This window comes from Haloplanus sp. C73 (genome assembly GCF_051195115.1).
Taxonomy (GTDB): Archaea; Halobacteriota; Halobacteria; order Halobacteriales; family Haloferacaceae; genus Haloplanus.
Map to the genome: position 1 here is coordinate 298,748 of NZ_JBNTJZ010000001.1, position 25,163 is coordinate 323,910.

Genomic DNA, 25,163 nt, shown 5'->3' on the forward strand with positions numbered 1-25,163 from the left:
TTTCGGCTGGGCTCGTAGTGACGCGAAATCGAGCGCCACCGAGGGTCTGACGGGAAGACGGATGCGACGACCTGCGGTCGCTGTGGCGGTCACAGGCCCGCGACGAGATTCGCGACCGGTCGCTCGCTACGCAGGAGGCAGTCGAGTCCGGTACAAGTCGCATCGAATCCGCCGGAGATAGTCCAGTACGACCAGAAGAAACCACAGATGAGGAGTCCGGAGACGATACCGACGACAGAGAGCGTTCGCCCGAAATCCGCGTCCTGATTGCACATCTCGCATCGAAGTACTCGTTCGGTTCGTGTTAATCCGGGGAAGGCACAAACCGCGGTTTTTGCTTTCCTGTTGTCCACAGTCCACCGGTTCGCCGATACGCTGCACAATTTGCTAGCGTTGCACAGAATTACTTAGAAACGGCGCGGAGTATCGCGATGTGAGAACGGACAGCACCGCTACGTGAATCTCCGTGGAATGGGGGGCTGGGATACGGCCCTGCGAGACGAGACGTCCTCAACGGGGCGACTGTCGCGAGCGTCGCCGGACTCGCCGGTTGTGCCTCCGTCACCGGCGACGTTCGAACACACGTTTCAGAAGCCCGGCGAATATCTGTACTCCAGCCTCCCGCACGAAGGACTGGGGATGCGAGGTGCAGTCATCGTCGAATAGCGGCCGATACCGACGCTCTCGCCGTATCGTCGCCACGCCAATTCCGGTCTCAGTTACGAGTCGGCACCGACAGTGTGGGTCGAGACGTTCGTGTCAGCCGAGACAGTGCGCACGGAACTGTCCTGCTGGAGCGCCTCCCAATCGGTGATGTCCGTAATCGTCCCATTGCGTAGGTCGACGTCGATTGTGTATGTGAGCTCTCGATGGTCGGGGGCGGCCGGCCGTCGGATCTGGACGACCGCTCTGTGGTCGGGGGACTTCGGCTCACGGTGGACGGCGGTGACGCGGCCACGGGTTTCGTTCGACTCGTCGGGCACCAGCGTGACGTTGTACGTCGTGACGGGTCGGTCCGTGTCCTTCCGGTTTATCCCAGACTCGTTCAGATGGACCGTATCGGTGTACAACTTGTCCGAGCTAACGTTGTAGATTCTGACCGGTTCGACGGCGGCCGTGTATTCCGCCGAATCGAGATACTGCCGGACGGTGTCGTTGGTCCGAGCGATTTCCAGTGCCCGCTCGCGTTCCGCCGCCGTTATCGGCGGTTCCTCTCGGGTGCGGACGTGGAACTGCCCCCGGCCAGTCGTTTCGACCTGAATCTCTCTTACGTTCGACATATTATCCACGAGAACGACGTCGTCGCTGCTGTTTGAGAGGGTGACTCGCTCGTCCGAGACGACGAACTGTGCGGCGGGGGCGCCGGTCACGAGCGACGATGGCAGTCCGAGCGCCGTGCCGACCACGGCGAGGACGACGCCGAGAACGGCGAGGCCGGCGAGGACACCGAGTCGAGAGCGTAGTTCACTCGTCACGTTTCCAGCTTGGCTGAAAGACCCTATGAAGACCACGGTGAAAGCGGTTGGAAAGCGGTTGGAAACGGGTTTTACGGGCGTTTCAGGCCTTGAGAACGATAACTATTAACTCGTCGTCGAAGGTAGCAGGCGACATGGACGTCCCCGCCCTCCGGAACGGACATCACCTCACGGCGGTGGTCTTTGTCACCGCCATCCTCGTTCTCGCCGTCCAACTACTCACCCCCGCGCCGATTGTGGTCTCGGTCGGCGAAAACGGCACGCAGACGGCCCGTGTCGGCCAGTATTTCACGCACAACGACGTCGCGGTCCTCGTCGTCGCGTCGCTCCTCTGTGGGGCAAGCGGCACCTATCTCCTCCTCCACGACCACGTCCAGCGCCTCGTAACCGACGCATCGAGCGCATCGACAGAGACACCGCCGCAGGTGGAACCGAACGGCACTGTCGAGACGCGCGATGGGGGAGGCGAAGCGAACGCCGACCACGAGGCGCACGTCCGCGAGCAGTGGCAGGAGACGGCCACTCGATTGACGAACAACGAGGAAACGCTGTACACACGTCTCATCGAGGCCGACGGCGAACTCCCGCAGCGAACGCTCGTAGAGGAGACCGACCTGTCGAAGGCGACGGTCAGCCGAACGCTCGATAAACTCGAACACAGGGGTCTCTTGGAACGGAAACGTAACGGAATGGGGAACGTGATTCGGCTCCCCGAAGCACGCGAGATGCGCTGAAACGGGCGCGAAACGCGTTTCCAATCAACGCCTATCAGGTCTTTCGTGCAACGTCCGACCGCGGTGACCCGGACCGACCCGCTTCGAATTGCGGGGCCGACGCTCCGGGTTGCCGGAGACGAACCATGCAACACAGAGCACTCACCCTCATCGTGGCGACGTTGCTCGCTTTCGGAGCGGGCGGCGTCGTCGCGTCGCATCCCCCGAATCCGTCCGCGACGACTGCCCAGTCGCCCGCGGACACAGCATCGCCCGCCACTCACACCGTCGACGTCGTCGACCCGCGAGACAGGCTGAGCGAACAGGACGTCGAGACTGCGTGGCGTCTCGCGTGGGCGAACGAGACGGTCCGAAGTTACATCGATGGAGATGGGCCGGCGCACTTCCAAGTGGAAGCGGTCGGCGACGAACTACAGGTCTACGTCGCTCCGAACGGCACGACGGAGCCACGAGTACAGGCCGTCGTCAACCTCGACTCGAAATCCGTTGTCGACGTGACGAGCCTCACTAACGTCATCACCGCGGACGAACTGCACGAACGGCAGCTATTGTCTGCGAATCTGACAGTCGTGGACGACGGAGCGTCGGTCTCCGGAGTCGCGCCGCGAAACGTCAGCCCCCCGTTTCCACGCCGAGTTCGCGAGCGAACTGCTCGAAAAAGCGCTGCATGAAGTCCCACCGAGCCTCGCCGAGACGCCGGCCGGGGGTCGTGTAGAGGGCATCGAGTCGTTCGCGTGCCCAGTCGCGTACGAGGCCGATATCCGGGTGTTCGAGGTGGTCCGCGCTGAGCGTGGACGCGTCGTCGAGAACGGCGTACTGCTCGCCAGTCCGCCCCGACCGCTCGCCGACGATACAGGCGAGTCGAACGAGGCCCACCGCGCCAGTCGCATCGAGTTTATCGGCGTCGAAGAGTAGTTTGGCCTCGGTCGTCTCCGGGTCGGGCGAGGTCGCCCGGATGCTGTGAGACCGGAGACAGTGTTCGACGGCCGCGATGCGGTCGCTCGCCACCCCCTCGCGTTCGAGCAGGGCCGTCGTCTCGGTCGCCGCCCACTCGCCGTGGTCATCTATCTCACCCACGCGTTCGAGCGGTCGCCCGATGTCGTGCAACCACGCCGCCGAAGCCAGTACCCCTCGGTCGACGCTGTCGGGATGGTGCTCCGCGAGGCGGAGCGAAACGTCACGCACCCGTTTCGCGTGAAACGCGTCGTGAGCGGGGAGGGAATCCGCGTAGTACGGCATCGATAGCTCTCGGGACCGAAGACCTACGTCGGAGGGCATCACCGCCAGCTAGCGACCACGGAGCGCTTAGTGATTGTGGGTCGTCACGGGCGACGGGGTGGCTGTCCTCACCCACGACGTCGTCTGGGGCACGAATCCGTGACGTATCGATTGGCGACGGGCCACGGCGGCAGAAACATGACTACAACTCCTATTGAAGCCTTAGTAACCATTATTTCATATGCCGATTATCGAGTAACTGCCCTGCCACTCCCCCCGAGACTGGTGGGGCATGCAGCCCCTTCCGTCAGTGTGTTGTGACGTTGCGGCCCCTCCCCAGGGCGGCAACACTTCTCAGGTGTGTCCGTCAACGTTCCCGATTGGCCATGCCCCGGCACGACCGACGATTGCGTTTCCGGTCGTCGAGCGCATCTACCGCCCGGTGAGCGCCGAGAACGTCCTGTTCGAGGAGCGATTGGTCGCCGACACCTGACGGGGCGCCCTGCGGTGCGGACGCTCACTCTATCACGTCGACTCGTCCGGAGCGGAGGTGAGGCTGAAGAGACCGAGGCCACCGAACGCACCGACGACCCCCCAGAGTCCGGCACCGAGCACACCCAGTACGGCCGCTGCCCACATGACGGCACCGAACTCTCTGGCGGCTAGGTCAGCGGAACTCGCCAGAACGAGCGGGGACGGTAGTCCCCGTCCGAGAACGAGGTGTCCGACACCGACGCCCACATATCGGCCCAGTACGGCTGCAGTCAGCGATACGAGCGCGACGGCCCACGGCGACGAGGGGACCCGAGCTCCCCGTTTGCGAGCGGCGTAAACGAACCCCAGCGGAAGGAGCGCGTGGACGAACGGGGCGACGGCGCCGGCGAGAAAGCGCCCCGCGAGCACGTCGACACCGAGCAGTTCCGGCAACACCGGGAGCGCAACGCCCACCAACCCTGCGATACCCGTCGCCGCACAGACCGTCACCGCTAACGCGAACCCGTAGCGTGGACCGGATGGGGTTGTTCTGTCCATGGCCACCTTTCGAGATGGCTATCCGCACTCACTTCAAATCGGCGTCAGCTATCGGCAGCCGGGCGCGACGAGTTACGCGGTGTCGGCGTCACCCACTCGCGTTTCAGAGACGACCGACACCGTCCATCTGTGCTGTCGGGGTTCGTCGCTGTGCCAGTCTGTGTTCGATTCGTCTTAAATGATTTTAGTAGGTGGAACGAAATGTGGCGATATGGACAGACGACAATCGAGTAGCCGTGGCTTCCAGCCCCGCCGATGGTAAACGTCGCACTCTCGCTGGCGCAGGTCGTCGTTGCGCTGGCTCTCGTGATACTCAACGGCTTTTTCGTCGCCGCAGAGTTCGCCTTCGTCCGGATACGCGGGACGTCAGTCGAGCAACTCGCCGCGGAGGGTCGGCCCGGCGCGGGGTCGCTCCAAGACGTGATGGCGAATCTCGACGACTATCTCGCGACGACCCAACTCGGCATCACCATCGCCTCGCTCGGACTGGGGTGGGTCGGCGAACCCGCCGTAGCGTCGCTTCTCGAACCCGTGCTGTCGCCGATTCTCCCGATGAATCTCGTCCATCTGGTCGCGTTCGCCGTCGGCTTCAGCGTCATCACGTTCCTCCACGTCGTCTTCGGCGAACTCGCGCCGAAGACGCTCGCAATCGCCCAGACCGAGCGGCTCTCCCTGTATCTCGCCCCGCCGATGAAGTTCTTCTACTACATCCTCTATCCGGGCATCGTCGTCTTCAACGGGGCCGCAAACGCCTTTACGCGAGCACTCGGCGTGCCGCCCGCGTCCGAAACTGACGAGACGCTGGGCGAGCGAGAACTCCTTCGGGTGCTGACCCGCTCCGGCGAGGAGGGCGACATCGACGTCGCCGAAGTGACGATGATAGAGCGGGTGTTCGACCTCGACGACACCGTCGTCCGGGAGGTCATGGTCCCCCGACCGGACGTGGTGAGCGTCCCGGCCGACGCCTCGCTCGCCGAACTGCAGTCGCTCGTCCTCGAATCTGGACACACGCGCTATCCCGTCCTCGACGCCGACGACGGCGACCAAGTGGTCGGGTTCGTCGACGTCAAGGACGTGCTCCGGGCCGAGATGGAGGACCGGGGCGACGAGGTGGTCGGCGACATCGCCCGTGACATCGTCATCGCGCCCGAGACGATGGCGCTGAGCGACCTCTTGCGACAGTTCAGAGACGACCAGCAGCAGATGGCCGCCGTCATCGACGAGTGGGGGGCGTTCGAGGGGATTGCGACGGTCGAAGACGTCGTCGAGGCCCTCGTCGGTGACCTCCGAGACGAGTTCGACGTGGACGAGCGCGAACCATCGATTCGCCAGCGCGACGACGGCGGGTACGACATCGACGGCAGCGTCCCGCTGTCGAAAATCAACGAGACGCTCGATGGCGACTTCACGAGTGACGAAGTCGAAACCATCGGCGGACTCGTCCTCGAACGACTCAATCGAGCGCCCGAACGCGGCGATACCGTCGAGGTGGCGGGACGCGTCGTCGAAGTGACGGGCGTCGAGGGAACCCGGATTTCGACGGTGTTAGTTCACGCACGCGAGGACGATTCGACGACCGAGTGAGGACGTGCGGAGAGTTCTGAAGGACCCCCCCTCTATCGAAGCGTTTTGCGCCCCGGGAAGCCCCCGGCCTCGCTACTCGTCGGCGCTCACGGGGGCTTTGCACTCCGATTTTATCTGGTCGCCCTCGCGCCCCTGCCAGTCGTAGTCGCGATTGTCGTTGATTTCCTCCGTCGCCTTCGACGGCTACGTTCCGAGCGCGGGCGAATGCGTGGCGGGAGGTGAGTATTTTTACTCTGCTACGACGGTCGTCCCAACGTGAGATGGAGCGCGTACAGAGCCGCGCTGGTCGCCGCCGTGTTGGCCGCGGGCGTGGTCCGCTTCGAGTGGGGACCCCACCTCCTGCTGTTCGTGTATTGGGTCGAAGCAGGTGTCGCGGCCACTCGTGGCGCCGTCCAATCCCTGTTCGCCGCACGGCCGCCGTCAGCGGCGTACAGGCCGACGGCAACGAGAGTGCCCTTCCCACTGGAAGCGCTCGCGGACGTCCGCGGGGGCATCCGGCTCAGCAACTGCCTCCCGCCGGTGTATCCACGGAACGTGCCGTACGTGCTGTTGTCGGTGCTTCCGCTCGCTGCGTTCTGGCCGCTGGGCGGGCTGCTACTGACGGGGGCCGTCGCGCCCTTTGCCGAGGCGTTCGCTCCACCGGCGACGCTCGCGCTGGCCGTCCTCGTCGTCGTGGTCGACCAAGCGTCCCGGTTCGTGGATTGGCTGCGCTCCGGGGCGTACGAGTCGACGGCCGCCACCGGCGGCAACTCGCGGAAGTATCTGATGCTCGTGTTCGTGCTCGCAGTCGTCGCTCCGCTCGCGGTCAACGGGGCCGAGGCCGCGGGCGTCGGCCGCATCGGTCTCGGGCTCGCGGCCGTCGGCGCGCGCGCCGGATACGCTCTCGTCGAACACCGGTACCCCGGGTGGGTCGAGTCGACGGTGTTCAGCGACGAGACCGTCGGCGAGGAGCAGTCGGTCGAGACACCCGACGGTGAACCGGTCGAATCGTTCAGGAGCGACCGCCGCGGCACGCTCGCGGCCGCGGCAATCAGCGGGGTCCTCGCCTCCGTGTTGGGGTTGATGCTGTTCCCGGTTCTCTTTGGTGGACTGGCCGGGTCGCTGGTCGGCGGGGAGGTGCTCGGAGCCCCGTACGGGCGCGTCGTCGGCGCCGCGGCCGGCGCCGCGGCAGTCGTGGGCTGCCGGGTACTCGTTGAGTTCGTGGTGGGATGGGTCGTCAGCGCGCACGTCGTCTATCGCATCTACCCGGATGCGGTCGTCGCCCACAACGAGTTGACCGGTGTGGCGCAGTGGTCGGTTCGACGGGACGAGATAGCGACGGTGACCGCCTCCTCGGACCTCTTCACTGCGGTGCTGCCCGAGTGGTACGACACGCTGAAGCTCAGCACCGTCGCGGGCGAAACCCATAGGCTGGGGTACTTCGAGGATGTCGACTCGGCAATGAGACTGCTCGACGGCGAGGCCCGCTGACTCCGCTCCCATTCGAGATGAGATAGCTATGCCCCAGCATTTAACCCGTCTTGCAGCGGGAAATCGAAGTACATGACCGTCGACGCGCCCGAAAAGTGCCCGGAGTGTGGCTCCACGGAGTTAGTCGAGACGGACGACGAGGTGGTCTGTGAGTCGTGTGGGTTGACCCTCGACGCTGACGACCCCGTGAGCGACGACTCCGACATCCACGACGAGGTCGAATGGACGGCATTCGAGCAGGACGAGTCGTCCGACGCGGACGACGAACCCGAGTGGCGACAGTCGTTCCGCGAGCAGCGCGAAAAGCGGGAACAGCGGCGAGAAGCCCGCGAACGCGAGCGCGAACGGCAGCAGGCGGCGCTCGACGACGCACCGACGCTCCCAATCGCGTGGACGGCACCCGACCGGCGTCTCATCGGCTCGCTCGGTGACCTCGCTATCCTGTACGACGAGGAGTCGCTCTACGGACTCGACCTGCAGTCGGGCGACGACGTGTGGGAGACGTCGATGCCGACGCTCGTCGACGAGTGGTTCCAAGACGACATCGAACGCCTGTCGGCCTCGTTCATGGACTGGCGCGTGAGGTTGGGTCGGGAGTCGATTTACGTGCGTCCGAGCAAGGACGAAATACTCGCGCTCTCCGCAGACGACGGACGGCTACAGTGGGACCGAACCACCGCGTTCGAACACAGCGGGCGCTCTGTCCTGACGGACGAGTCGTTGTACGTGACGAACGAGTACGGCGCGCTGACGGCCCTCTCGCTCGACGACGGAAACGTCGAGTGGACCGCCGACGCCCTGATTGACGACGCCAGTTGGCAGTCGTGGTTCCCCGCTTCGCCCGTGGTGTGCGGGGGCCTTGTCGTGACGGCGACGAACTCCGACGACGGGCTTGTCGCGGCGCGCGACCGGGACTCGGGTGACCTCGTCTGGCAGTTCCCGATGCGAGAGACGCCGTCGGTGCTGACGGCGTCCGGCGGCGACCTCTTCGCGGGGACGGTGCGCGGAGACGCGTACGCCATCGATACGGACGACGGGTCCCAGCGGTGGCGACACCGACTCACCGAATTCGGGGACCGGGAAGACCCGAACGAGAAGACGCGACCGACCGAGTCCGTCCTCGGCATCGAACGCGCCGGCTCGCTCGTCGTCGTCACGGGGAGCGGATACTACTCCAGCGTCGTCGACGCCGACGACGGGTCCCAATCGTTCGAACTCCTCGCTGCCGGCTCCGACGACCGATTCGGCACTCTCGACGCCACGTTCCACCACCCCTCGACGGTTGCGACGGACGGAACGACGTTCACCCACTCGGGGTCGGTCATCCAGCGGTACCAGTTCGACACCGCAGCGAGCGTCGAGGAGGCCCGAGACTGGACCTTCGAGGCGACAGACACGCTGCGGGCGAGGCCGACCCTCTCGACGAACGAGGACTACCTACTCGCCACCGACGACTCGGAGCGAGTCTGTCTGTTGGAATCTGAATCGGGCGACCCAGTCTATACCTGCGAACTCGACGACACGGCCAAGCGCTTCGTGCCGACGCCGGACCGGCTCTTGGTCGATACACGAACGACTGTGTACGCCGTCGAGAGTCGGTAGCGAGGGCGGGCGTCACGAGTTCGCCTGCATCCACGCCCGGGCTTTTTCGACGTCTCGGAATCGCGATTCCGGGGGGCATTCGTCCAGCAAGTTGACCACCGTTTCGAGCCGTATCGGCCGGAACCTCAGGAGTTCACTACTCACGTTGACTCGGCGTTCGTCACACGCCACGAACGGGTAGGTGTCGGTGTCGTTGTTGTGGTGGTGGCCGTGGAGCGCCCATTCGTCCCAGTCTTCGGGAATGTCCTCGGGGCGGTGCGCACAGTAGAATCGGTAGTCCCCGTGTTCGAGAATACAGGAATCGAGCACCGGAAACGGAGCGCTGTCGGGTTCGAGGCCGACGTCGTGGTTTCCGCGAAGGAGGATGTCGCCGTCCAGTCGCTCGAAGTATTCGACTGTCTCGCTCCCGTCCTGCATATCCATCGCCACGTCACCGAGGTGAACGAGGACGTCTTCGGCCTCCACCGTCTCGTAATGCCGGTCGAGCAGTGTGGTGTTCATCTCGCCGACGCTACTGAACGGCCGGTCGCAGTACTCGATGATGTTCGCGTGCCCGAAGTGATGGTCAGAAATAACGTATCGAGCCATACGGGTACCGGGCTGCTATTCGGGTTAATAGTTTGGGCGAGGACAGACCCCCAGACAACACACTCCCACGAGCGACCCTAGTGCCCTCACTCCCAGACGTGTTCGTACTCGCAGACGGCTTGGAAATAGCTCGGCTCGTCGACGACCGGCCGGGAGATGAGACCGCCGTCGAGGAGCGCCGGTTCGGCCAGACACAAACGGAGTACAAGAAGTGGGCCGTCGACCGGCTTCAAGATTATCACACGACGACGGTGACCTACACCGGCGACAACAACGTCACGTACGACAAGACGTGTGAGCCGAATATTTCGGACATCTCGGTGCAATCCATCGAGCCGGTGTATCTGCCCGAGATTCGGCAGACGACAGAGGTGGGAGAGTATTCGTATCCGTACGAATACTACGCCGCTGGCCCCTCACGGGTTACTCTGGAGGACGGTAGTCACCGGTGCGTTCACTCTGAGACGAGCGGCGTCGATAAGGCGTACACCTCCTGCCCCAACTGCGGGGCGATAGCTTGCGGCAGTCACATCAAAACGGAGCGACTGGAAGGCGAGCCGGTGTGTACGGGCTGTGCGGTCACCGAGCGGTTCGCACTGAAGACGAAGTAGTTCTACGACGCGGAGAACCTCGAGGCGTTCCGCGAGGAGAACCCCGAGATGCCACTCCACGAGAAGGCGATGGAGAACGAACTCTTGGCCGGCGGGGGCGTGGTCGCGACGCTTCTGGTCGTCATCGGTCTTCTCGCGATTGGCGGCATCATCTGACCTGAGTATCTGTTCACGGAGACGTATCGAGAGACGAGGTGAGCTGTTCCTGTGTATTCAGCCCCGCCTGAAAGCGGTTGATGAGTTCGACTTGGTGTTCCGAACAGGCCAGGATGCCGACGGCGCCGGCTTGCACAGGAATCACGGGATGTTCCATACTGTACGCCGCGAGCCGGCAGCTAGGACATCGAATGCCGCCAGCGGGCAGGAAGTCGACGAGTTCCGGGCTATCCGTGGTCGTCACTTCACAGATAGAAACGAACGTCTCGACGTGGTCGTGACAGCCGATGATGGGAACCGTGAGGTGGTCCAGAAGCAGAAACGACTCTGAGTGGTCGCCCTGATTCTGGAGCGCGGACGCACACTCCTCACACTGAACGGGCGGGCGACCATGATTCGTCTCGGGCGGCAGTTCCGGGGCACCTACTGGTGGCATTCTACGCTATGTATCCGTGGATTCCGGAGGCAGGTAAGTGATGGGACCAAGATGGCGTCGACGGCACGCTGGGCGCGGCGTCTCCTGCCCCTACTCCGAACCGCCGACTGACCGGTCGCGATACCACCGCATCACCGCGAGGGCGAGGCCGGCGACGACGAGTGCGGCCCCGCCGACGCGCGTCGCCAGCGTCACCAGCCACGCCCCGGCGTTGAAGCCCGCGCTCCGTCGCTCGGTGCGGAGTTCGTACACCGTGTTCTCGTACTCGATGGCGTAGAGCCCCCCACCGAGTGCGACGTGGTCGCTCGTGTATTCGAAGTCGGGCGCCGTCGCGGACGCGTTCTCGACGACGTAGGGCGAGTCGGCGCGGGCACGGTCGAACACGGTCTGCCCGCGCTCCGAGAGGTTCTCGTAGTCGCGTACGTCGGACTCCTCGTACTCGATGCCGAACGACAGCGTGCCGTTCTCGGCGGGGGCGACCCGGTGGACGTAGTCCGCGTCGGGAGTGCCGGTACTGGGAACGAACGACACGAGGAGGAAGGCGACTCCGAGGGCTATCAGCGCCGTCTGGAGGGAGGGACGGTCGACCATAGCGAGACGTGACCGCTGACCGTCATGTATCTTCCGTCCTCGCGGTCGGTGCGTGCCGGTCGTCGACCTCGGGGTTTTTGCCTCCCCGCTGCCGGTGTGTGGGTATGCGACACGTCGGGTCGGTTGCGCTCGCCCTCGCCGTCGCCCTCTATGCCGGCGTGCGTCTCGTCCGCCGGTTCGGCGCCGGCGAGGCGCTGTTCGGCACCGCCTTCGGCCCCGCAATCCTCTTGGTTTCGTCCGTGGCCGCCGTCGTGTTGGCGACCTACGGCAGCTACCGACTCGTCGGAGGTTTCCTCGTCTCGCACACCGAGAGCAAGCGCCGCCGCCACGACACGCGCAACGTCCTCAGACTCGTGTTCGGGGCGCTCGGCCTCATCGCGTGTTTCGGCGTCGTCACTCGCGCGTGGGTGAGCGTCCTGCTCTCGCTCGGCGTCGTCGGCTTCGCCGTCACGTTCGCGCTGCAGGGTGCGCTCGCGTCGCTCATCGGCTGGCTCTACATCGTCATCAAACGCCCCTACGCCGTCGGCGACCGCATCGCCATCGAGGACACCCGCGGCGACGTGGCCTCTATCGACCTCTTCGTGACGGAGGTGTGGGAAATCGACGGCGAACTCGTCTCGACCAACCAGCCCTCGGGCCGCATCGTCACCGTCCCGAACAGCGTCGTCCTCTCCTCGCACGTCGTCAACTTCCACGCCGAGGGCGTCCCCTACGTCTGGAACGAACTCTCGATACAGGTGGCCTACGAGACGGACATCGACTTCGCCACCGGCGTGATGAGGGAGGTGGCCGACGACTACCTCGGCGACGAGATGGAGGCGGGCATCGCCACCTATCGCGACCGACTCGCGGAGACGCCGGTCGAACTCGACGTGAACGACCGCCCGACGGTCAACGTCGTCCAGCAGGAGTCGTGGGTCGAACTCCGCCTGCGCTATCTCGTCCACCCCCGGCGGGGGACGCGGGCGCGGAACGCGCTCTATCGCGACATCCTCGACCGCTTCAACGACAACCCCGACCGGGTGGCCTTCCCCGTCAGCCGGAGTCGCTAGGTGGGCGTCTCCGTCGCCGTCGCGTCCGCGTCGCTCGCGTAGCCGACGTACACCTGCCCGAGGAAGACGAGCGTGAAGACGGCGTTGAGGTAGGTCGTGTAGCCGCCCGGCGCGGTGCCGCCGACGTCGCCGCTCGGCGGGATAAGGCCCAACCCGGACCAGAGGTAGTGGATGGCGACCCCCGAGACGACGGCGCCGACGAAGATGCTCACGAAGAGGACGGCGGCCATCCGAAGCCCGTAGTACCGGCGGTAGGCGTCGTCGATGGTCGGCACGATGAGGTCGGCGAAGATGAAACTCATGACGCCGCCGAAGGCGATGCCGTTCGACCAGAGGATGACGGCGAAGGGGACGTTCCCCACCGAGCAGACGAAGGTCACGACGCCGACGACGACGCCGATGACCGCGCTCGCGACCACCCACGCGAACGTCCCCTCGGCACCGACGCCGAACAGCGTCGTCCACCACGCTCGGGGGACGAACGCGCCGATGAGGCCGGCGATGAGAAAGCCCGCGACGATATCCGTCCAGAGCATCCCCCACTCCCCGAGAGCGTTTTTCGAAGCCAATCGCCACCCGTCGCGGGTCAGGAGTCGCTCTCGCCACGTCGCGTCCGCCTGTCGCTGTGATTCGAGATACGCCGACTTACACGACGACGAGCAGAAGTACTCGGTCCGTCCGTCGACATCGAGGCTGTGTACGTCGTCGGCGTCGGGGTCGACCGTCATGCCACACGAGGGGTCGCGCACCCCCTCCGTGGTCCGGAGGTGGTCGCGCGCCGCCTCGAACCACGCGTCGGGGACGACGTACTCGAAGACGGCCGCGAGGAAGCCGATGAGAAACAGGCCGGCGACGTAGTCGGCGGCGACGAACTGCCAGCCGAGCAGAATCCACATCACCAACCCGAGTTCGATGACGAGGTTGGTCGAGGCGAACTGGAACGCCGCGAGCGCGGCGACGGGCGACGCTCCCTTCTTGAACAGCGACTTGGTCGTCGCGACGGCGCCGAACGAACACGACGAGGAGGCGGCGCCGAACAGCGTCCCGAGTCCGAGTTCGCGCCAGCCGCTTCCCCCGAGCACCGCCGACATGCGCTCCTCGCTCACGAACGTCTCGACGGCGCCCGCGATGGTGAACCCGAGGACGAGCGCCCACCACGTCTCCCAGCCCATCTCGCCGGCGAGGCGCACCCCCTCGACCAGCGTCTCGACGACGGTCACGCGACCCACCTCCGGACGGCGACGCGTCTCCGATGCATGGTCGTGACTACGGTGTGACGATTCAACTCGATTGTGGTTAGCGCTGTCGCAGGATAGCTCCCCCCTCGGTTTGGATTCGAACGTTTGGGCCGTCGCGAGAGAGACGTTCCAAATCCCGAGCACCGATTCCCAGTCGCGTAGAATCGCCGTCGGGGTACATGGGGGTCGCGAACCGACGTACTCGTGTGAGGTGTTTACGATGGCTTACGACGTTTCGAACCCGCTGGCAGGCGAGCTAGACCTCGGACGGGCGGGGCCGGCCGCGCCCGTCTGGATTGCGCTCCTCCGCGTCGTCGTCGGCTGGTGGTTCTTCCACGCCGGCGTGACGAAACTGCTGACGTCGGGCCTGCAGTTCACCGACGGCCCCGCGTACCTCCGGGGGATGGGCGACACCGTCCTCGGTCCGCTGGCCGTGTGGATGGGGACGGCGATTCCGGGCGTCATCGAGGTTGCCGTCCCCCTCGCCGAGACGCTCATCGGCCTCGCGCTCATCGCCGGGGCCGTGGTCCGACTCGCGGCCGTCGGCGGCGCCGTCTTCATGGCGTTCTTCTGGGTCGGCAACGCCGCGTTCGGCCACGGCGTCGTCAACAGTGACCTGATGGGATTGCTGCTGTTTGCCACCCTCGTCGTCTTCGGCGCGGGCCGGTACTACGGCGTCGACGAACTGCTCGAACGACTGGCACTGGTCCAGAACCACCCGCGACTGCGGTACCTACTCGGCTAACGAGGTGAAACCTATGACAGACACACTCGACACGGTGGCGATGGCGCTGAGTAGCACGCTCGTCCTGACCGGTGTCGTCGTCCTCGGCGCGCTCGAACTCCTCGACGGCGCGCCCTACGGCGCGGCACCCGTCACCAACGAGGCGGGCGAGGTAATCGCCCAGCCCGGCGTCGACCCGGCCATCCGGACCGGCCTCGTCCTCGCCGGCTTGGCAGTCCTCGCGCTGTGGGCGGGGTATCGCGCCCTCGTGCCAGCCGCCGAGAGCGACGCCCCGGCTGACGCCGACCCGGCGACGCAGTAACCCTCGTCCGAAGGACTATACACCGAGCGGTCCCGGTGGGGTCGTATGCACTACGACCCCCAGCGGTTGGCGCCGCTCGTCCGGGCGCTCCGACGCGGCGACCGGCGCCCCGTCACGCTCGCCGCCGACTGCTGTGACCGCCTCGACGCGACGGAAGACGACATCGACGCGTTCCGTCCCGAAGCGGGACAGCGTGACCGTCTGCGACGCGAGGCGACGGCGCTCGCCGCCCGCCACGACGACCCCGCGACCCGACCGGCGCTGTTCGGTATCCCCGTCGGGGTCAAGGACATCTTCCACGTCGACGGCTACACCACCGAAGCCGGGTCGTCGTTGCCACCGGCGGCGATAACCGGCGCCGAGTCGGCGGCCGTTGCCCGGCTTCGCGACGCCGGCGCGCTCGTCTTCGGGAAAACCCGGACGACGGAGTTCGCGCATTTCGACCCTCCGGCGACGCGCAACCCCTGTGGCCTCGGGCACACCCCCGGCGGCTCGTCCAGCGGGTCTGCGGCCGCTGTCGCTGCCGGGACCTGCCCGCTCGCGCTCGGCACCCAGACCATCGGCTCGGTCGGCCGCCCGGCGGCGTTCTGCGGCATCGTCGGCTTCAAGCCCAGTTACGGCCGTATCCCCCGCGACGGCGTGGTTCCCTTCGCGCCCTCCGTCGACCACGTCGGCACGTTCACCGCCGACGTCGCGGGCGCGGCCCACGCCGCCGAAGCCCTCTGTGACGGATGGACGCCGGTCGACCCCGACGAGCGCCCGGTTCTCGGTGTCGTCGAGGGTCCGTATCTCGAACAGGCGACCGACGCGGGTCGGGCGGGCGTCGACGCCGCCGCCGACGCGCTCTCGGCGGCGGGCTACGACATCCGGCGCGTCTCGATGCTCGATGACATCGACGCCATCAACGAGCGCCACCGGACGCTGACGGCCGCGGAGTTCGCGCTCACGCACGCCGAGTGGTACGACGAGTACGGCGACCGCTACGCGGCGGAATCGGTTGCGTTACTCGAACGGGGCGAGGCGGTCGGCGTCGACGAACTCGCCGCGGCGCGGGCCGGGCGCCTCGACCTGCGCCGTCGCATCGGCGAGCGAATCGCGTCGAGCGACGTCGACCTCCTGCTCTCGCCCAGTGCGCCCGGGCCGGCGCCGGCGGGTATCGACGACACCGGCGACCCGGTCATGAATCTGCCGTGGACGCACGCGGGCGTCCCGGCGCTGTCCGTCCCCGCCGGGCGAGTCGAGGGCCTCCCGCTCGGCCTGCAGGTGGTCGCGCCCTTCGGCGCCGACGAGTCGCTCGTGGCGTGGGGCGAGGGAATCGAGCGAGCGGTCGAGGATATCGGGTCGGTCGCTACGTAGCCCTCACCCGGTCGGCGTCTGGGTGCTCGGGGACTGCGCGCCGGCGCCAGCCTGTGACTGGGCCTGTTCGAACACCGATTCGGGGAACATCCCGCTCACTTCCTCGAAGGAGAGCGTCTCGATGAGCGCGGCTGGCTCGCCGGTGACGCGGAGCGCGCCCACGTCCGCGACGGCGTCGTCGATGGTCACCGAGACGTTGCCGGTCTGGTTGCGGACGCTGTCGACGGCGGCGCGTGTAAGCGCCATCCGCCGCTCGCGGAATCGCTGCTGTGCCTGCATGCGGTCGAGTTCGCCCGACTGCACCTGCGACTGGATGTCGGACTGGAGTTGCTGAAGCGACTCTTCGTCGGGCTGGACCCCGAGCGTGACCGTCGCTGGCTCCACGTTCCCGCCCTCGTGGTTGGCGAGCGAGCTACATCCGGCCATCGAGGCGGCGGTGCCCACGCCGGCGAACTGGAGGAACGAGCGTCGGCTCGTGTCGTCGAACATGATGGCTCCCCTTTGGACACGACGAGTATAAGCCCTCGGCTCCGTGGCAACGGTTCCGAACGAAAACCGGTGCGTTAAACCCCGGCGACGTTCTGGCACCGAGTGCGTGCGAGGGTAGCCAAGCTAGGAAACGGCGGCGGACTCAAGATCCGCTCCTGTAGAGGTCCAAGGGTTCAAATCCCTTCCCTCGCATCGCCCGGGTCACCCCGGAAGATGCGGAAGACCGCTCTCGGAGCGCTCTTCCCTCGCAACACTTCACTTCTCAAGGCGCTGCCGTAATCGGGTAACGTACGGACTGTCGTCCCAGCTTCGATGCGACCCGATTACAGAGAGTAACGCGCTCGCCGCCTCGTGGGTCAGGTGACCGTTCCGAGCGTAGTCACAGACGAGCCGTGGCGTCGGGACGATTCGTGGACCCCGAAGCACGGCGTGAATCAGCGGGAAGTTCGTCCCGCCGAACTCGTCGGTTAGGAAGCCGTCGGCCCCGAGCGCGTTCGCGAGGACGATGCCATCGGTTTCGCCGTCGTCGAGGCCGAACGTCGGCCGCGAGTTCGGTGTCCCGTCTCGGTCGTAGGGGTCCGCGACGGTGTAGTGGTCGCGAGCCGCGAGAACGTTCGTCGCCGCGGCACCGTGGACGTCTTGGTACTGGGTGAGGTTCCGGAGTTCCGTGATGACCTCAGGCGGCAGGAACGCGTCACACGACGTGAGCAGGTACTGGAGCGGGTCCGGGGCGGCGTCGGTGTCGTACTCCGTGTCGGCCCGCGGCACGGCCAGACTGACGAGCGCGCTCGTGTCGGCGACGACCGTCCGCAGCCGCGAGCCACTCATCGCTCGGTCGCGTCGTCGCCGTAGATGTCGACGTCGTCCGGCGCCGCGATATCCAGCGGCTCGTCTTCGAGGTCCATCTTGAGCAGGCGGAGTCGTTGTGCGGTTTCGGCGCCCACCAGTCGCTTGACGGCCTCGAATTCGAGTTGGTCGTCGTAGTATTTCGTCGCGACCAGTTCCTGAAACGTCTCGCTGTCGGCGGTTTCCTCGATGTACTCCCGCATGGCCTCGACGAGGAGGTCCGTCCGGTCCGTGTCGAAGAGGTCGGCGATTGCGTCGAGTCGGTCGACGAGATACTCCGGCGACTGGAAGTGGACTCGTCGCGGGTCGTCGCTCGCGCCCATTCTATGTGCAGGTTTTGCACATAGACGGATAACCGTTTCGCCGGTTGCACACAGCTTGCACATCGGAGCATCTCTCGGTCATCTCGCGGCACCGTGAGGGTGGATATCGGCCGCGTTCGTCGGGATATCCGGGAAGCCTCGGACAGTTCGGCCCCGACGTTTACCTCGCTTCCGACCACTCGTTCGCCCGATGCCGAGTCAGTACGACGCGCTGAGCATCCTCGTGGCCCTCGAATTCGTCGTGCTGGCGGCGTTCGTCGTCGTCGTGGCCCCGTTCGAGGTTGCGGCGCCGCTCGTGCCTCTACTCCTCGTTTTCCTCGTCGCAATTCTTCTGTACCGTTCGTAGCGGGGTCGGTCGCGTTGGCCCCGAAGCGCGGACGTTAAACGGCCACGCCGGCAATACGGGGTAATGAGTCAGGACGTGTCCTCCGACGGCGACCTCCGGAACACGGGGATGTCGCTCAAACACGACCGGGAGTGGGACTACGAACTCGACCGCATCGTGGAAGCGGTCGAAGAGCGGAACGCGACGAAAGTCGGCCTCCAGTTCCCGGAGGGGCTGAAACGTCGCGGCCCCGCCGTCGCCGACGACCTGCGGGCGCTGACCGACGACGACGTGACGTATATGCTCTCCGGCCAGCCCTGTTACGGTGCCTGTGACCTCGACACCTATCTGATGCGTCGGACGGACGTGTTCGTCCACTTCGGTCACTCGCCGATGAAGGAGTCGGACAAGATTATCTACGTCCCCCTGTTCTCGAACGTCGACCCCTTCCCGATGATGGAGGATGCGCTCGCGGAACTGCCCGACGACGATGTCGGCCTCGTCACGACGGCCCAGCACATGAACCTCTTCGGCGACATGAAAGAGTGGCTGGAAGACGAGGGCTACAACGTCCACACGCGGAAGGGTGACGACCGACTCACCCACGAGGGCCAAGTTCTGGGCTGTAACTACGCCTCGGCGGACATCGACGCCGACCAAGTGCTCTACGTCGGCGGCGGGAAGTTCCACCCGCTCGGACTGGCGATGGAGCATCCGGACAAGAAAGTCGTCATCGCGGACCCGGTGAACAACGTCGTCACCGTCGCCGACACGGAGAAGTTCATGAAACAGCGCTACGGCGCTGTCCACCGCGCGATGGACGCCGAGAAGTGGGGCGTCATCTTCTGCACCAAAATCGGGCAGGGGCGATGGGACATGGCGGAGCAAATCGTCGAGGACAACGACGACGCCTACCTCATCACGATGGACGAAGTGACGCCGGACCGCCTGCGAAACTTCGACATGGACGCCTTCGTCAACACCGGCTGTCCACGCATCACGACCGACGACGGCCCGCAGTTCCACAAGCCGATGCTCACGCCGGGCGAGTATCGCATCGCCGTCGGCGACGAACCCCTCGATTCGCTCTCGTTCGACACGTTCCACGGCACGTGGTGAGGGTGGCCGTGCCCGCCCGGTAGCGTCCTGTCGGCAACAAGCTATATCACGGTCTTTCACAGTAATAGGGGCAGATGAACGCCGAGACACTCTACGTCGCGGTCGTGTTGCTGGCGAGTGGCTTCGTCAGCGTCGTCGCGGCGTGGCTGTGGTCCGACGACTTGGACCGCCCCGGTCGGCTGTTCACCCTCACCGTGGGCTTGCATCTGCCTGTCGGCGTGTTCGTCGCCGCGGAACTCCTCGCGCCAACTCGGCAACTTGCCGTGCTGTTTTACACGCTCCACACCGGATTGAGTTCGGCCATCCCGCTCGTGTTCGTCCTCTTCGCGCTCGCGTTCACGGCCGACCGCCGAACGCCCTCGAATCGCCTGATAGCCGGTGTCGCCGTCTACGCGGCTGTCCTGTTCGGACTGGAAGTAACGAACCCGATTCACGGGTACGCCCGGACCGGCTACGAGGTGGTCGGCGCGACGATACCGCACCTGTCCGGGACACCGACGCCGCTGTTTACCGTCCTCACGCTCCCGGTGTTCGTCGGCTACTACGCCGCCATCGGCATCCTCGGCTACCGATTTCTCGTGCGCCGCGAGGCCCGGTGGCGGCAGACGCTCGTCCTCTTCGTGGGGTTCGTCCCGCCCTTCGCCGTCACGGGCCTCTGGATAAGCGGCCTCCTGATTGGCCCCCTGAACGGCGCGTTCGTCATCGGGTCGAGTTGGATGGTGTCGTTCGCCGGCTGGGCCGTCTTTCGCTACCAGCTGTTCGACCTCGTGCCGCTCGCGCGCGAGACGGTGTTCGAAGCGCTCGACGAGCGAGTCATCGTCGTCGACGACGAACTCCGACTGCTCGATTACAACGAGACGGCAGCGACGACGTTCCCCGTCCTGAGCGACGCTCACGGCGAGTCGCTCGACCGACTGCTGCCCGGACTGCTCGCCGAGTCGTCGGACCCCGACGAGGGCGAACATCCCTTCGCCTCGACGTTCGGCCGCACCGACGAGTCGACGCCGCGGGAGTACACGGTCGACGTCTCGCAACTGCACACCGGCGGTTCGGTCCGGGGCTACGTCCTCGTGATTCGGGATATCACCGACCGCCAGCGACACATCCGTGACCTCGAACAGCAGACGGCACAGCTCGAACGGTTCGCGAGCACGCTCTCACACGACCTGCGGAACCCGCTCAACGTCGCTCGGGGGCGAACCGAACTGGCGCTCGAAGGCGACGGCAAATCGAATCTGCGGACCGCGCTCGACGCCCTCGACCGGGTCGACCGCATCATCGACGACCTCCTGACCCTCGCGCGGGAAGGTCGCACCATCGACGACCGACAGCGCGTCTCGCTGGTCGACGTGGTCGAAGGGGCGTGGCGAACCACCAACACGGACGGAGCGACCCTGCAAATCGAGGTCGACCCCACCGTCTCGGTGTACGCGGACCGCACGCGACTCCAGAACGTGTTCGAGAACCTGTTTCGGAATAGTGTGGAGCACGGCTCCACAAACAATCGGCGCGCCGAACGCGCCGATGATAGCGTCGAACATGGTTCGACGAATAGCCGGATGGAATCCGGCGATAGTGTGGAGCACGGTTCGACGGACGCTCGCGCCGAGGACCACCCGATTACCGTGACCGTCGGGCGCCACGACTCGGGGTTCTACGTCGAGGACGACGGGCCGGGAATCCCGCCGGAGAACCGCGAGTCCGTCCTCGAATACGAGTTCACGACCGGCGACGGCACGGGACTGGGACTCGCCATCGTCGACGCCATCGCGCAGGCACACGGCTGGTCCGTGAGCGTCGAATCGGGGCGAGACGGCGGCGCTCGCATCACGTTCGACGACGTGAGCTTCGCCGACGACGAGGCGTCAGTCGAGCGGGCGGCCGAACCCCTATCCGCGGACGTCGACACCTGACGGCGGTGACCTTTTGGTCGCCGGGACGAACGCCGGGACATGGAGTGTGACCCCATCGGAACCGTCCACACGCCCTTCGAGACGACGAGCGACGCCCCCAGACAGGGGGCGCTCGAAGACGCCGCGGGCGTCGTCGAACTCGGCCCCGACTACCGGGCGGGACTCGGCGGCTTCGACGGCGACCGGGTGGTCGTCGTCTGGTGGGCCGACCGAGCCGACCGGTCCGTGTTGCGGCTCGACCGCGACACCTCGCGCGGCGTGTTCACGTCGCGCTCGCCGGCCCGGCCGAACCCGGTCTGTGTTACGGAGTGCGCCGTCGAGAGCGTCGACGTCGACGCGGGACGGCTCGACGTCCGCGGCGTCGACATGGCCGACGGCAGCCCGGTGCTGGACCTGAAGGTGCCGGTCGACGTTCAGTGCTGGACCGACGACTCCACGTAGTCGACGGCTTCGGCGGGCGTCTCGACGGCTTCGACGCCGGGGGCGTCGTGCGTGCCCAGTCCGGCGACGGGGCGGTCGAAGACGCCGGCAAAGCCCAGTTCCGAGAGCGTCCCTGCCCCGCCGTCGATGGCGATGGCGGCGTCGCCGTTCATGACGACCAGTGGGTTTCGGGCGTGGCCGAGGCCCGTCGCGATGACGGTATCGACGTGGTCGTTGGCGTCGCTCCGGTCCGTCGTCGGCAGGATGCCGATGCTCTCGCCGCCGGCGGCGTTCGCCCCCTCGCACGCCGCCGCCATGACGCCGCCGAGGCCGCCACACACCACGACGTGCCCGTTAGCGGCGAGCAGTCGGCCGATTTCACGGGCCTGTGCCGCCGTCGAGTCGTCGACCGAACCACCGCCGATGACGCTGACGCGCATGGCGGGGTCTGGTCGAGCGCAGGCATATACGTTCGGTCTACCGACACGCCACCTTTATGTGCTGGCTACGCTCGCTCATGCACATGTCTGCGGTCAAGCCCCTCCGAATGGCCATCGACGCACTCTCGCGAAACCCCGTCCTCTTCCTCGGCGGCCTCGTTTACGCGGCCTTACTCGTGCCCCAGCGAGCCCTCCAGTTGGCCGGGGTTCCGCTCGCACCGACCGCGCTCCAGATGGTGACGTTCCTCGTCACGCCCTTCGTCGTCGCGGGCGTCGTCGGGATGGCGCGCGACGCCCTCGACGGCGACACGACCCTTGAGGCACTCACGACGACTGGTCGGGCGAGATATCTCGACCTGCTGCTCGCGTCGTTTCTGGAGTTCGGGATTCAACTCTCGTTCGGCGTCGTCTTCGTCGTTCTCGGCCTGCTTCTCGCCGTCGCCGCGGGCGCGGGTGGCCCGGTCGCACTGGTCGGCGGCGCAGTCATCCTCGTCGTCGCCTGTCTGTATCTCGCCGTCCTCTTTGCCATCCAGTTCTACCCCGTCATCGTCGTGGTGGAGGATGCCGGCGCCGTCGAAAGCGTGACCGAGAGCGTCTCGTTCGTGCGCGGGAACATTCTCGACACGCTCGGCTACACGCTCGTCACGCTCGGTCTCGGCCTCATCGCCTCGCTCCCGGTGGCGGGCTTTACGGCCTATCGGTTCCTGACGAGCGGCGGCGCGCCGACCGGCGACACGCCGGCCCCCATCGGCGGCGGCATGAGCGACGGCGGCCCGGGCGCCGGGTCGCCGGGTCTCGACGCGCTCATGGGGGGCGGCATGGACATCGGCCTCTCGACGCCCGAAGTCGTCGCACTCTCGCTCGTGTCGATGGCGACGACGGCGCTGTTTTTCGCCTTTCGACACACCTACGCGACGGCGTTCTATCGGCGCAACGGGCGGTCAGTCGAGGAGCGCGTCCTCGGCGACGAGCCGTAGGCACAAACGCGGGTGTGACTCTCCACGGAACCTATGCCGGAGGCTCGTTCATCGAGTGGTATGAAGCGTCGCACAGTTATCGCAACGCTCGGGGCGCTCCCCCTGACCGCGGGCTGTCTCGTTCCGCCTCGGAGCGACAGCCAGCAGACGGCTACCGGCGGTGACGCCACCGCGCCGGCCGACCCGGGCGAGCGATGCTCGTCGTTCGAATCCGACGTCGACCGGACGGTCTGTTGGCCCACCGAGGACCGCATCCGGAGTCGGGTCTATCTCAACGCGTCGATACCCACGTTCGAGCCGACGACGGACGATTCGACGGTGGAGACGCTCGAATTCGTCCTGCACAACCAGAATCCAGACCACTTGGTCGAAGTGACGCCCGAGGACTGGCAAATCGCTCGCCGAACGCCCGAGGACTGGCGGGTCGTCGCGTCGGCGTCTGACTCGGAGCCGACTCGTCTCCTCCCCTCTGGCGAGCGGTACACGTGGTCGCTGTCGCTCCGGCGGCATCCGACCCCGTCGAGAGAGGACACGACGTATCTGGCACAGGACCTCGCGGACGGCGTTTATGCGTTCCAGACGGTGGCGCGTCTTCTGGAGGACCCGGCGGTCCGAGTCGAGTGTATCGCCGTCGTCGAGATACAGCGGCAGTGACGCCTACAGCAGGAACGTCTCTTCGCGCTCCGAAAGGTCGAGAAATGAGTCCGCGGCGTCGACGAGTTCGTCGGCCGTCGAGGAGCCGAAGGCCATCACCTCGACTCGGACACCCTCATGGCGGAGATGCGAACAGAGGCGTGAGAAGTCGCCGTCGCCGGTACAGAGCACGACCACGTCGACGTGGTTGGCGAGTGTCACGGCGTCGAGGCTGATGCCGACGTCCCAGTCGGCCTTCTTGCTCCCGTCGCCGAACGTCTTGATGTCCTTAATCTTGGTCTCGAATCCGATGTCTTGGAGCGCCTCGAAAAACCGCTCCTCCTCGGGCGAGTCGGCACGGATGACGTAGGCGATGGCGCGGACGAGTTCGCGGTCGGAAACGCCCTTCGAGAGCAGCGCCGAGTAGTCGATATTCTGCGAGTAGAGACTCTGCGCGGAGTGATAGAGGTTTTGCGCGTCCGCGAGCACCGCGACGCGCTGGTTGGTGTGGATGTCAGTCACGTTGCCCATACTCAGCGGCGCGCGACTAAATTCCTTGCCTATGGGGACAGTCGTCGACGCGAGCGATTTAACCCGTCGGCGCGGGCAGAGGCGAGTATGCGCACCGAGCAGGCTGCACCCGCCGTCGGTATCGTCGGCTGTCTCGCCGTCGTCGCCCTCCTCGCGCTTCCCTTCGCGCTCTTTCCGAGTTGGGGGACGGAACTGGCCCAGTACTACACCAGTGGGCCGCTCGGCGTCGGCGCCGTTCTCGCGTTCGCCCTCGTCGGCGTCGTGGTGTTTCTCGCGGGCGCTCGCGGGCAGGCCGACCCGACGACGGCCGCGGGCATCGCGCTCCCGCTCGGCATCGTCGCCCTGCTGATTGCGCTCTCGTGGGCCGTCGCCGCGCCTCTCGACCCGCTCTTTGGCATCCCGGCGACGTGGATAACCGACTATCGGTGGGTCGTCGTCGTCGCGACGGCGGTGATTCCGGCCGCTGCCGCCGTCTACGCGCGGGCGGTTCTCTGAGACGGCGGGATGGTGGAGTCGAAAGGCCCTTAAGAGGGAGCGGCATACGGTGAAGTGGACTAGGTCGGGCAGTTAGGCCCTGCTCGTACTTCCCGCACTACGGTCTTGAGCGGGGACCGAACCCGGGGGCGTCCGGTCAGACCGGTTCGGGCCTCGGGAGCCAACGTGGAAGCCTCGTCCTTCGGGGACAGCGGTCCGCGGCGTGCGTCCGCAGGGGCGCTCCGTCGCGGTTGGTCGGTGGCACTGGGTCAGGCGCGGAAGCGAGCAGCCCACCGCCGGACGCCAGTCGCTCGAAGGATCGCGGGGTGGAGGAGGCGACCGGGACTCCCCGGAGCGGAACGCCGGGCAATCCCGTTGTCCACATTCATACTGACACTCTCCTGCCGAGCGACGTGACCGTCGTGAGCCACGCACCTCGTTCACACACCGTCAGATATAAATACCATGTGGGTCGTTATCATGG

Annotated in this window: 31 protein-coding genes, 1 tRNA gene, 1 other RNA gene and 1 pseudogene; 21 read left to right on the forward strand and 13 right to left on the reverse strand. The window is 66.1% G+C overall.

Annotation, left to right across the window (positions count from 1 at the left end):
- Positions 1-89: 89 nt before the first annotated feature.
- Positions 90-275, reverse strand: a complete 186-nt coding sequence (locus tag ACQUSQ_RS01510) for a hypothetical protein (RefSeq protein ID WP_435066731.1) — start codon at positions 273-275, stop codon at positions 90-92.
- A 196-nt stretch (positions 276-471) separates the two neighbouring features.
- Between ACQUSQ_RS01510 and ACQUSQ_RS01515 the strand changes: the two genes are divergently transcribed.
- Entirely contained in the window at positions 472-666 is a 195-nt protein-coding gene (locus tag ACQUSQ_RS01515) for a plastocyanin/azurin family copper-binding protein (protein WP_435067257.1), read from the forward strand.
- A 53-nt stretch (positions 667-719) separates the two neighbouring features.
- Here the strand turns inward: ACQUSQ_RS01515 and ACQUSQ_RS01520 are convergent, their stop codons facing one another.
- Positions 720-1,475 carry a hypothetical protein gene (locus ACQUSQ_RS01520; protein ID WP_435066732.1) on the reverse strand — a complete coding sequence of 252 codons (756 nt, stop codon included), beginning with the start codon at positions 1,473-1,475 and terminating at the stop codon, positions 720-722.
- A 134-nt stretch (positions 1,476-1,609) separates the two neighbouring features.
- On the opposite strand from ACQUSQ_RS01520, the gene ACQUSQ_RS01525 reads away from it, so the two are divergent.
- Positions 1,610-2,209, forward strand: coding sequence for a helix-turn-helix transcriptional regulator (locus ACQUSQ_RS01525; protein WP_435066733.1), 600 nt, complete (start codon positions 1,610-1,612; stop codon positions 2,207-2,209).
- Positions 2,210-2,334: 125 nt separating this feature from the next.
- Positions 2,335-2,880 carry a hypothetical protein gene (locus ACQUSQ_RS01530; protein WP_435066734.1) on the forward strand — a complete coding sequence of 182 codons (546 nt, stop codon included), beginning with the start codon at positions 2,335-2,337 and terminating at the stop codon, positions 2,878-2,880.
- On the opposite strand, the gene ACQUSQ_RS01535 is transcribed toward ACQUSQ_RS01530, so the two are convergent.
- Entirely contained in the window at positions 2,822-3,487 is a 666-nt protein-coding gene (locus tag ACQUSQ_RS01535) for an HD domain-containing protein (protein WP_435066735.1), read from the reverse strand. The two genes, ACQUSQ_RS01530 and ACQUSQ_RS01535, sit on opposite strands and share 59 nt — an antisense overlap.
- A gap of 298 nt (positions 3,488-3,785) precedes the next feature.
- Here ACQUSQ_RS01535 and ACQUSQ_RS01540 point away from each other — a divergent pair, with 298 nt between their 5' ends.
- Positions 3,786-3,920, forward strand: coding sequence for a hypothetical protein (locus ACQUSQ_RS01540; protein WP_435066736.1), 135 nt, complete (start codon positions 3,786-3,788; stop codon positions 3,918-3,920).
- A 32-nt stretch (positions 3,921-3,952) separates the two neighbouring features.
- Here the strand turns inward: ACQUSQ_RS01540 and ACQUSQ_RS01545 are convergent, their stop codons facing one another.
- Positions 3,953-4,459: a hypothetical protein gene (locus tag ACQUSQ_RS01545; RefSeq protein WP_435066737.1), complete on the reverse strand. Its 507-nt coding sequence runs from the start codon at positions 4,457-4,459 to the stop codon at positions 3,953-3,955.
- A 255-nt stretch (positions 4,460-4,714) separates the two neighbouring features.
- Between ACQUSQ_RS01545 and ACQUSQ_RS01550 the strand changes: the two genes are divergently transcribed.
- From ACQUSQ_RS01550 to ACQUSQ_RS01560, 3 genes are all read left to right on the forward strand, one after another.
- On the forward strand, positions 4,715-6,043 hold the full coding sequence (locus ACQUSQ_RS01550; RefSeq protein ID WP_435066738.1) for a hemolysin family protein: 1,329 nt from the start codon (positions 4,715-4,717) through the stop codon (positions 6,041-6,043).
- 255 nt (positions 6,044-6,298) lie between these two features.
- Complete coding sequence (locus tag ACQUSQ_RS01555; RefSeq protein WP_435066739.1) at positions 6,299-7,513, forward strand: DUF6498-containing protein; 1,215 nt, start codon at positions 6,299-6,301, stop codon at positions 7,511-7,513.
- A 72-nt stretch (positions 7,514-7,585) separates the two neighbouring features.
- Positions 7,586-9,115: a PQQ-binding-like beta-propeller repeat protein gene (locus ACQUSQ_RS01560; protein ID WP_435066740.1), complete on the forward strand. Its 1,530-nt coding sequence runs from the start codon at positions 7,586-7,588 to the stop codon at positions 9,113-9,115.
- A gap of 12 nt (positions 9,116-9,127) precedes the next feature.
- On the opposite strand, the gene ACQUSQ_RS01565 is transcribed toward ACQUSQ_RS01560, so the two are convergent.
- Positions 9,128-9,703: a metallophosphoesterase gene (locus ACQUSQ_RS01565; RefSeq protein WP_435066741.1), complete on the reverse strand. Its 576-nt coding sequence runs from the start codon at positions 9,701-9,703 to the stop codon at positions 9,128-9,130.
- A gap of 71 nt (positions 9,704-9,774) precedes the next feature.
- On the opposite strand from ACQUSQ_RS01565, the pseudogene ACQUSQ_RS01570 reads away from it, so the two are divergent.
- Positions 9,775-10,470: pseudogene (locus ACQUSQ_RS01570) on the forward strand (restriction endonuclease); the annotation flags it as partial.
- A gap of 13 nt (positions 10,471-10,483) precedes the next feature.
- Here the strand turns inward: ACQUSQ_RS01570 and ACQUSQ_RS01575 are convergent.
- Together ACQUSQ_RS01575 and ACQUSQ_RS01580 are read right to left on the reverse strand one after the other, a co-directional pair.
- Positions 10,484-10,906, reverse strand: a complete 423-nt coding sequence (locus ACQUSQ_RS01575; protein WP_435066742.1) for a hypothetical protein — start codon at positions 10,904-10,906, stop codon at positions 10,484-10,486.
- Positions 10,907-10,996: 90 nt separating this feature from the next.
- Positions 10,997-11,497: a hypothetical protein gene (locus ACQUSQ_RS01580; protein ID WP_435066743.1), complete on the reverse strand. Its 501-nt coding sequence runs from the start codon at positions 11,495-11,497 to the stop codon at positions 10,997-10,999.
- A gap of 104 nt (positions 11,498-11,601) precedes the next feature.
- Here ACQUSQ_RS01580 and ACQUSQ_RS01585 point away from each other — a divergent pair, with 104 nt between their 5' ends.
- A complete protein-coding gene (locus ACQUSQ_RS01585) occupies positions 11,602-12,549 on the forward strand; it encodes a mechanosensitive ion channel family protein (RefSeq protein WP_435066744.1) in 948 nt (315 codons plus the stop codon).
- On the opposite strand, the gene ACQUSQ_RS01590 is transcribed toward ACQUSQ_RS01585, so the two are convergent.
- Entirely contained in the window at positions 12,546-13,769 is a 1,224-nt protein-coding gene (locus ACQUSQ_RS01590; protein WP_435066745.1) for a permease, read from the reverse strand. The two genes, ACQUSQ_RS01585 and ACQUSQ_RS01590, sit on opposite strands and share 4 nt — an antisense overlap.
- A gap of 238 nt (positions 13,770-14,007) precedes the next feature.
- Between ACQUSQ_RS01590 and ACQUSQ_RS01595 the strand changes: the two genes are divergently transcribed.
- The 3 genes from ACQUSQ_RS01595 to ACQUSQ_RS01605 are packed head-to-tail and all read left to right on the forward strand — an operon-like array spanning position 14,008 to position 16,189.
- Complete coding sequence (locus tag ACQUSQ_RS01595; RefSeq protein ID WP_435066746.1) at positions 14,008-14,532, forward strand: DoxX family protein; 525 nt, start codon at positions 14,008-14,010, stop codon at positions 14,530-14,532.
- 13 nt (positions 14,533-14,545) lie between these two features.
- Entirely contained in the window at positions 14,546-14,833 is a 288-nt protein-coding gene (locus ACQUSQ_RS01600) for a hypothetical protein (protein WP_435066747.1), read from the forward strand.
- 45 nt (positions 14,834-14,878) lie between these two features.
- The gene (locus ACQUSQ_RS01605; protein WP_435066748.1) at positions 14,879-16,189 is read left to right on the forward strand and encodes an amidase; all 1,311 of its coding nucleotides are present in this window, start codon (positions 14,879-14,881) and stop codon (positions 16,187-16,189) included.
- A gap of 3 nt (positions 16,190-16,192) precedes the next feature.
- Here ACQUSQ_RS01605 and ACQUSQ_RS01610 read toward each other — a convergent pair whose 3' ends face one another.
- Positions 16,193-16,678, reverse strand: coding sequence for a twin-arginine translocation signal domain-containing protein (locus ACQUSQ_RS01610; protein ID WP_435066749.1), 486 nt, complete (start codon positions 16,676-16,678; stop codon positions 16,193-16,195).
- A 108-nt stretch (positions 16,679-16,786) separates the two neighbouring features.
- Here ACQUSQ_RS01610 and ACQUSQ_RS01615 point away from each other — a divergent pair.
- Positions 16,787-16,870: transfer RNA gene (locus ACQUSQ_RS01615), tRNA-Leu, on the forward strand.
- Between the two features lie 63 nt (positions 16,871-16,933).
- On the opposite strand, the gene ACQUSQ_RS01620 is transcribed toward ACQUSQ_RS01615, so the two are convergent.
- Both ACQUSQ_RS01620 and ACQUSQ_RS01625 read right to left on the reverse strand, forming a co-directional pair.
- A complete protein-coding gene (locus ACQUSQ_RS01620; RefSeq protein WP_435066750.1) occupies positions 16,934-17,506 on the reverse strand; it encodes a hypothetical protein in 573 nt (190 codons plus the stop codon).
- Entirely contained in the window at positions 17,503-17,847 is a 345-nt protein-coding gene (locus ACQUSQ_RS01625) for a hypothetical protein (RefSeq protein WP_435066751.1), read from the reverse strand. Before ACQUSQ_RS01625 ends, ACQUSQ_RS01620 begins: the two co-directional genes overlap by 4 nt.
- Positions 17,848-18,037: 190 nt before the next feature.
- Here ACQUSQ_RS01625 and ACQUSQ_RS01630 point away from each other — a divergent pair, with 190 nt between their 5' ends.
- The 4 genes from ACQUSQ_RS01630 (at position 18,038) to ACQUSQ_RS01645 (ending at position 21,645) form a co-directional block, all read left to right on the forward strand.
- Positions 18,038-18,193 carry a hypothetical protein gene (locus ACQUSQ_RS01630; RefSeq protein WP_435066752.1) on the forward strand — a complete coding sequence of 52 codons (156 nt, stop codon included), beginning with the start codon at positions 18,038-18,040 and terminating at the stop codon, positions 18,191-18,193.
- A gap of 63 nt (positions 18,194-18,256) precedes the next feature.
- Positions 18,257-19,291, forward strand: coding sequence for a diphthamide biosynthesis enzyme Dph2 (gene dph2, locus ACQUSQ_RS01635; protein WP_435066753.1), 1,035 nt, complete (start codon positions 18,257-18,259; stop codon positions 19,289-19,291).
- 74 nt (positions 19,292-19,365) lie between these two features.
- Positions 19,366-21,204: a sensor histidine kinase gene (locus ACQUSQ_RS01640; RefSeq protein ID WP_435066754.1), complete on the forward strand. Its 1,839-nt coding sequence runs from the start codon at positions 19,366-19,368 to the stop codon at positions 21,202-21,204.
- 39 nt (positions 21,205-21,243) lie between these two features.
- Positions 21,244-21,645, forward strand: coding sequence for a TrmO family methyltransferase domain-containing protein (locus ACQUSQ_RS01645; RefSeq protein WP_435066755.1), 402 nt, complete (start codon positions 21,244-21,246; stop codon positions 21,643-21,645).
- Here the strand turns inward: ACQUSQ_RS01645 and ACQUSQ_RS01650 are convergent.
- Entirely contained in the window at positions 21,618-22,064 is a 447-nt protein-coding gene (locus ACQUSQ_RS01650) for an LOG family protein (protein ID WP_435066756.1), read from the reverse strand. The genes ACQUSQ_RS01645 and ACQUSQ_RS01650 overlap by 28 nt on opposite strands.
- Positions 22,065-22,147: 83 nt before the next feature.
- Here ACQUSQ_RS01650 and ACQUSQ_RS01655 point away from each other — a divergent pair, with 83 nt between their 5' ends.
- Together ACQUSQ_RS01655 and ACQUSQ_RS01660 are read left to right on the forward strand one after the other, a co-directional pair.
- Positions 22,148-23,041 carry a hypothetical protein gene (locus ACQUSQ_RS01655; RefSeq protein WP_435066757.1) on the forward strand — a complete coding sequence of 298 codons (894 nt, stop codon included), beginning with the start codon at positions 22,148-22,150 and terminating at the stop codon, positions 23,039-23,041.
- Between the two features lie 60 nt (positions 23,042-23,101).
- A complete protein-coding gene (locus ACQUSQ_RS01660) occupies positions 23,102-23,695 on the forward strand; it encodes a hypothetical protein (RefSeq protein ID WP_435066758.1) in 594 nt (197 codons plus the stop codon).
- 3 nt (positions 23,696-23,698) lie between these two features.
- Here ACQUSQ_RS01660 and ACQUSQ_RS01665 read toward each other — a convergent pair whose 3' ends face one another.
- Entirely contained in the window at positions 23,699-24,196 is a 498-nt protein-coding gene (locus ACQUSQ_RS01665) for an NYN domain-containing protein (protein WP_435066759.1), read from the reverse strand.
- A 96-nt stretch (positions 24,197-24,292) separates the two neighbouring features.
- Between ACQUSQ_RS01665 and ACQUSQ_RS01670 the strand changes: the two genes are divergently transcribed.
- Positions 24,293-24,700 (forward strand): DUF7548 family protein, encoded by a 408-nt coding sequence (locus ACQUSQ_RS01670; RefSeq protein WP_435066760.1) that lies wholly within the window; start codon positions 24,293-24,295, stop codon positions 24,698-24,700.
- A 52-nt stretch (positions 24,701-24,752) separates the two neighbouring features.
- Positions 24,753-25,064, forward strand: an RNA gene (gene ffs, locus ACQUSQ_RS01675) — signal recognition particle sRNA.
- Positions 25,065-25,163: the final 99 nt, after the last annotated feature.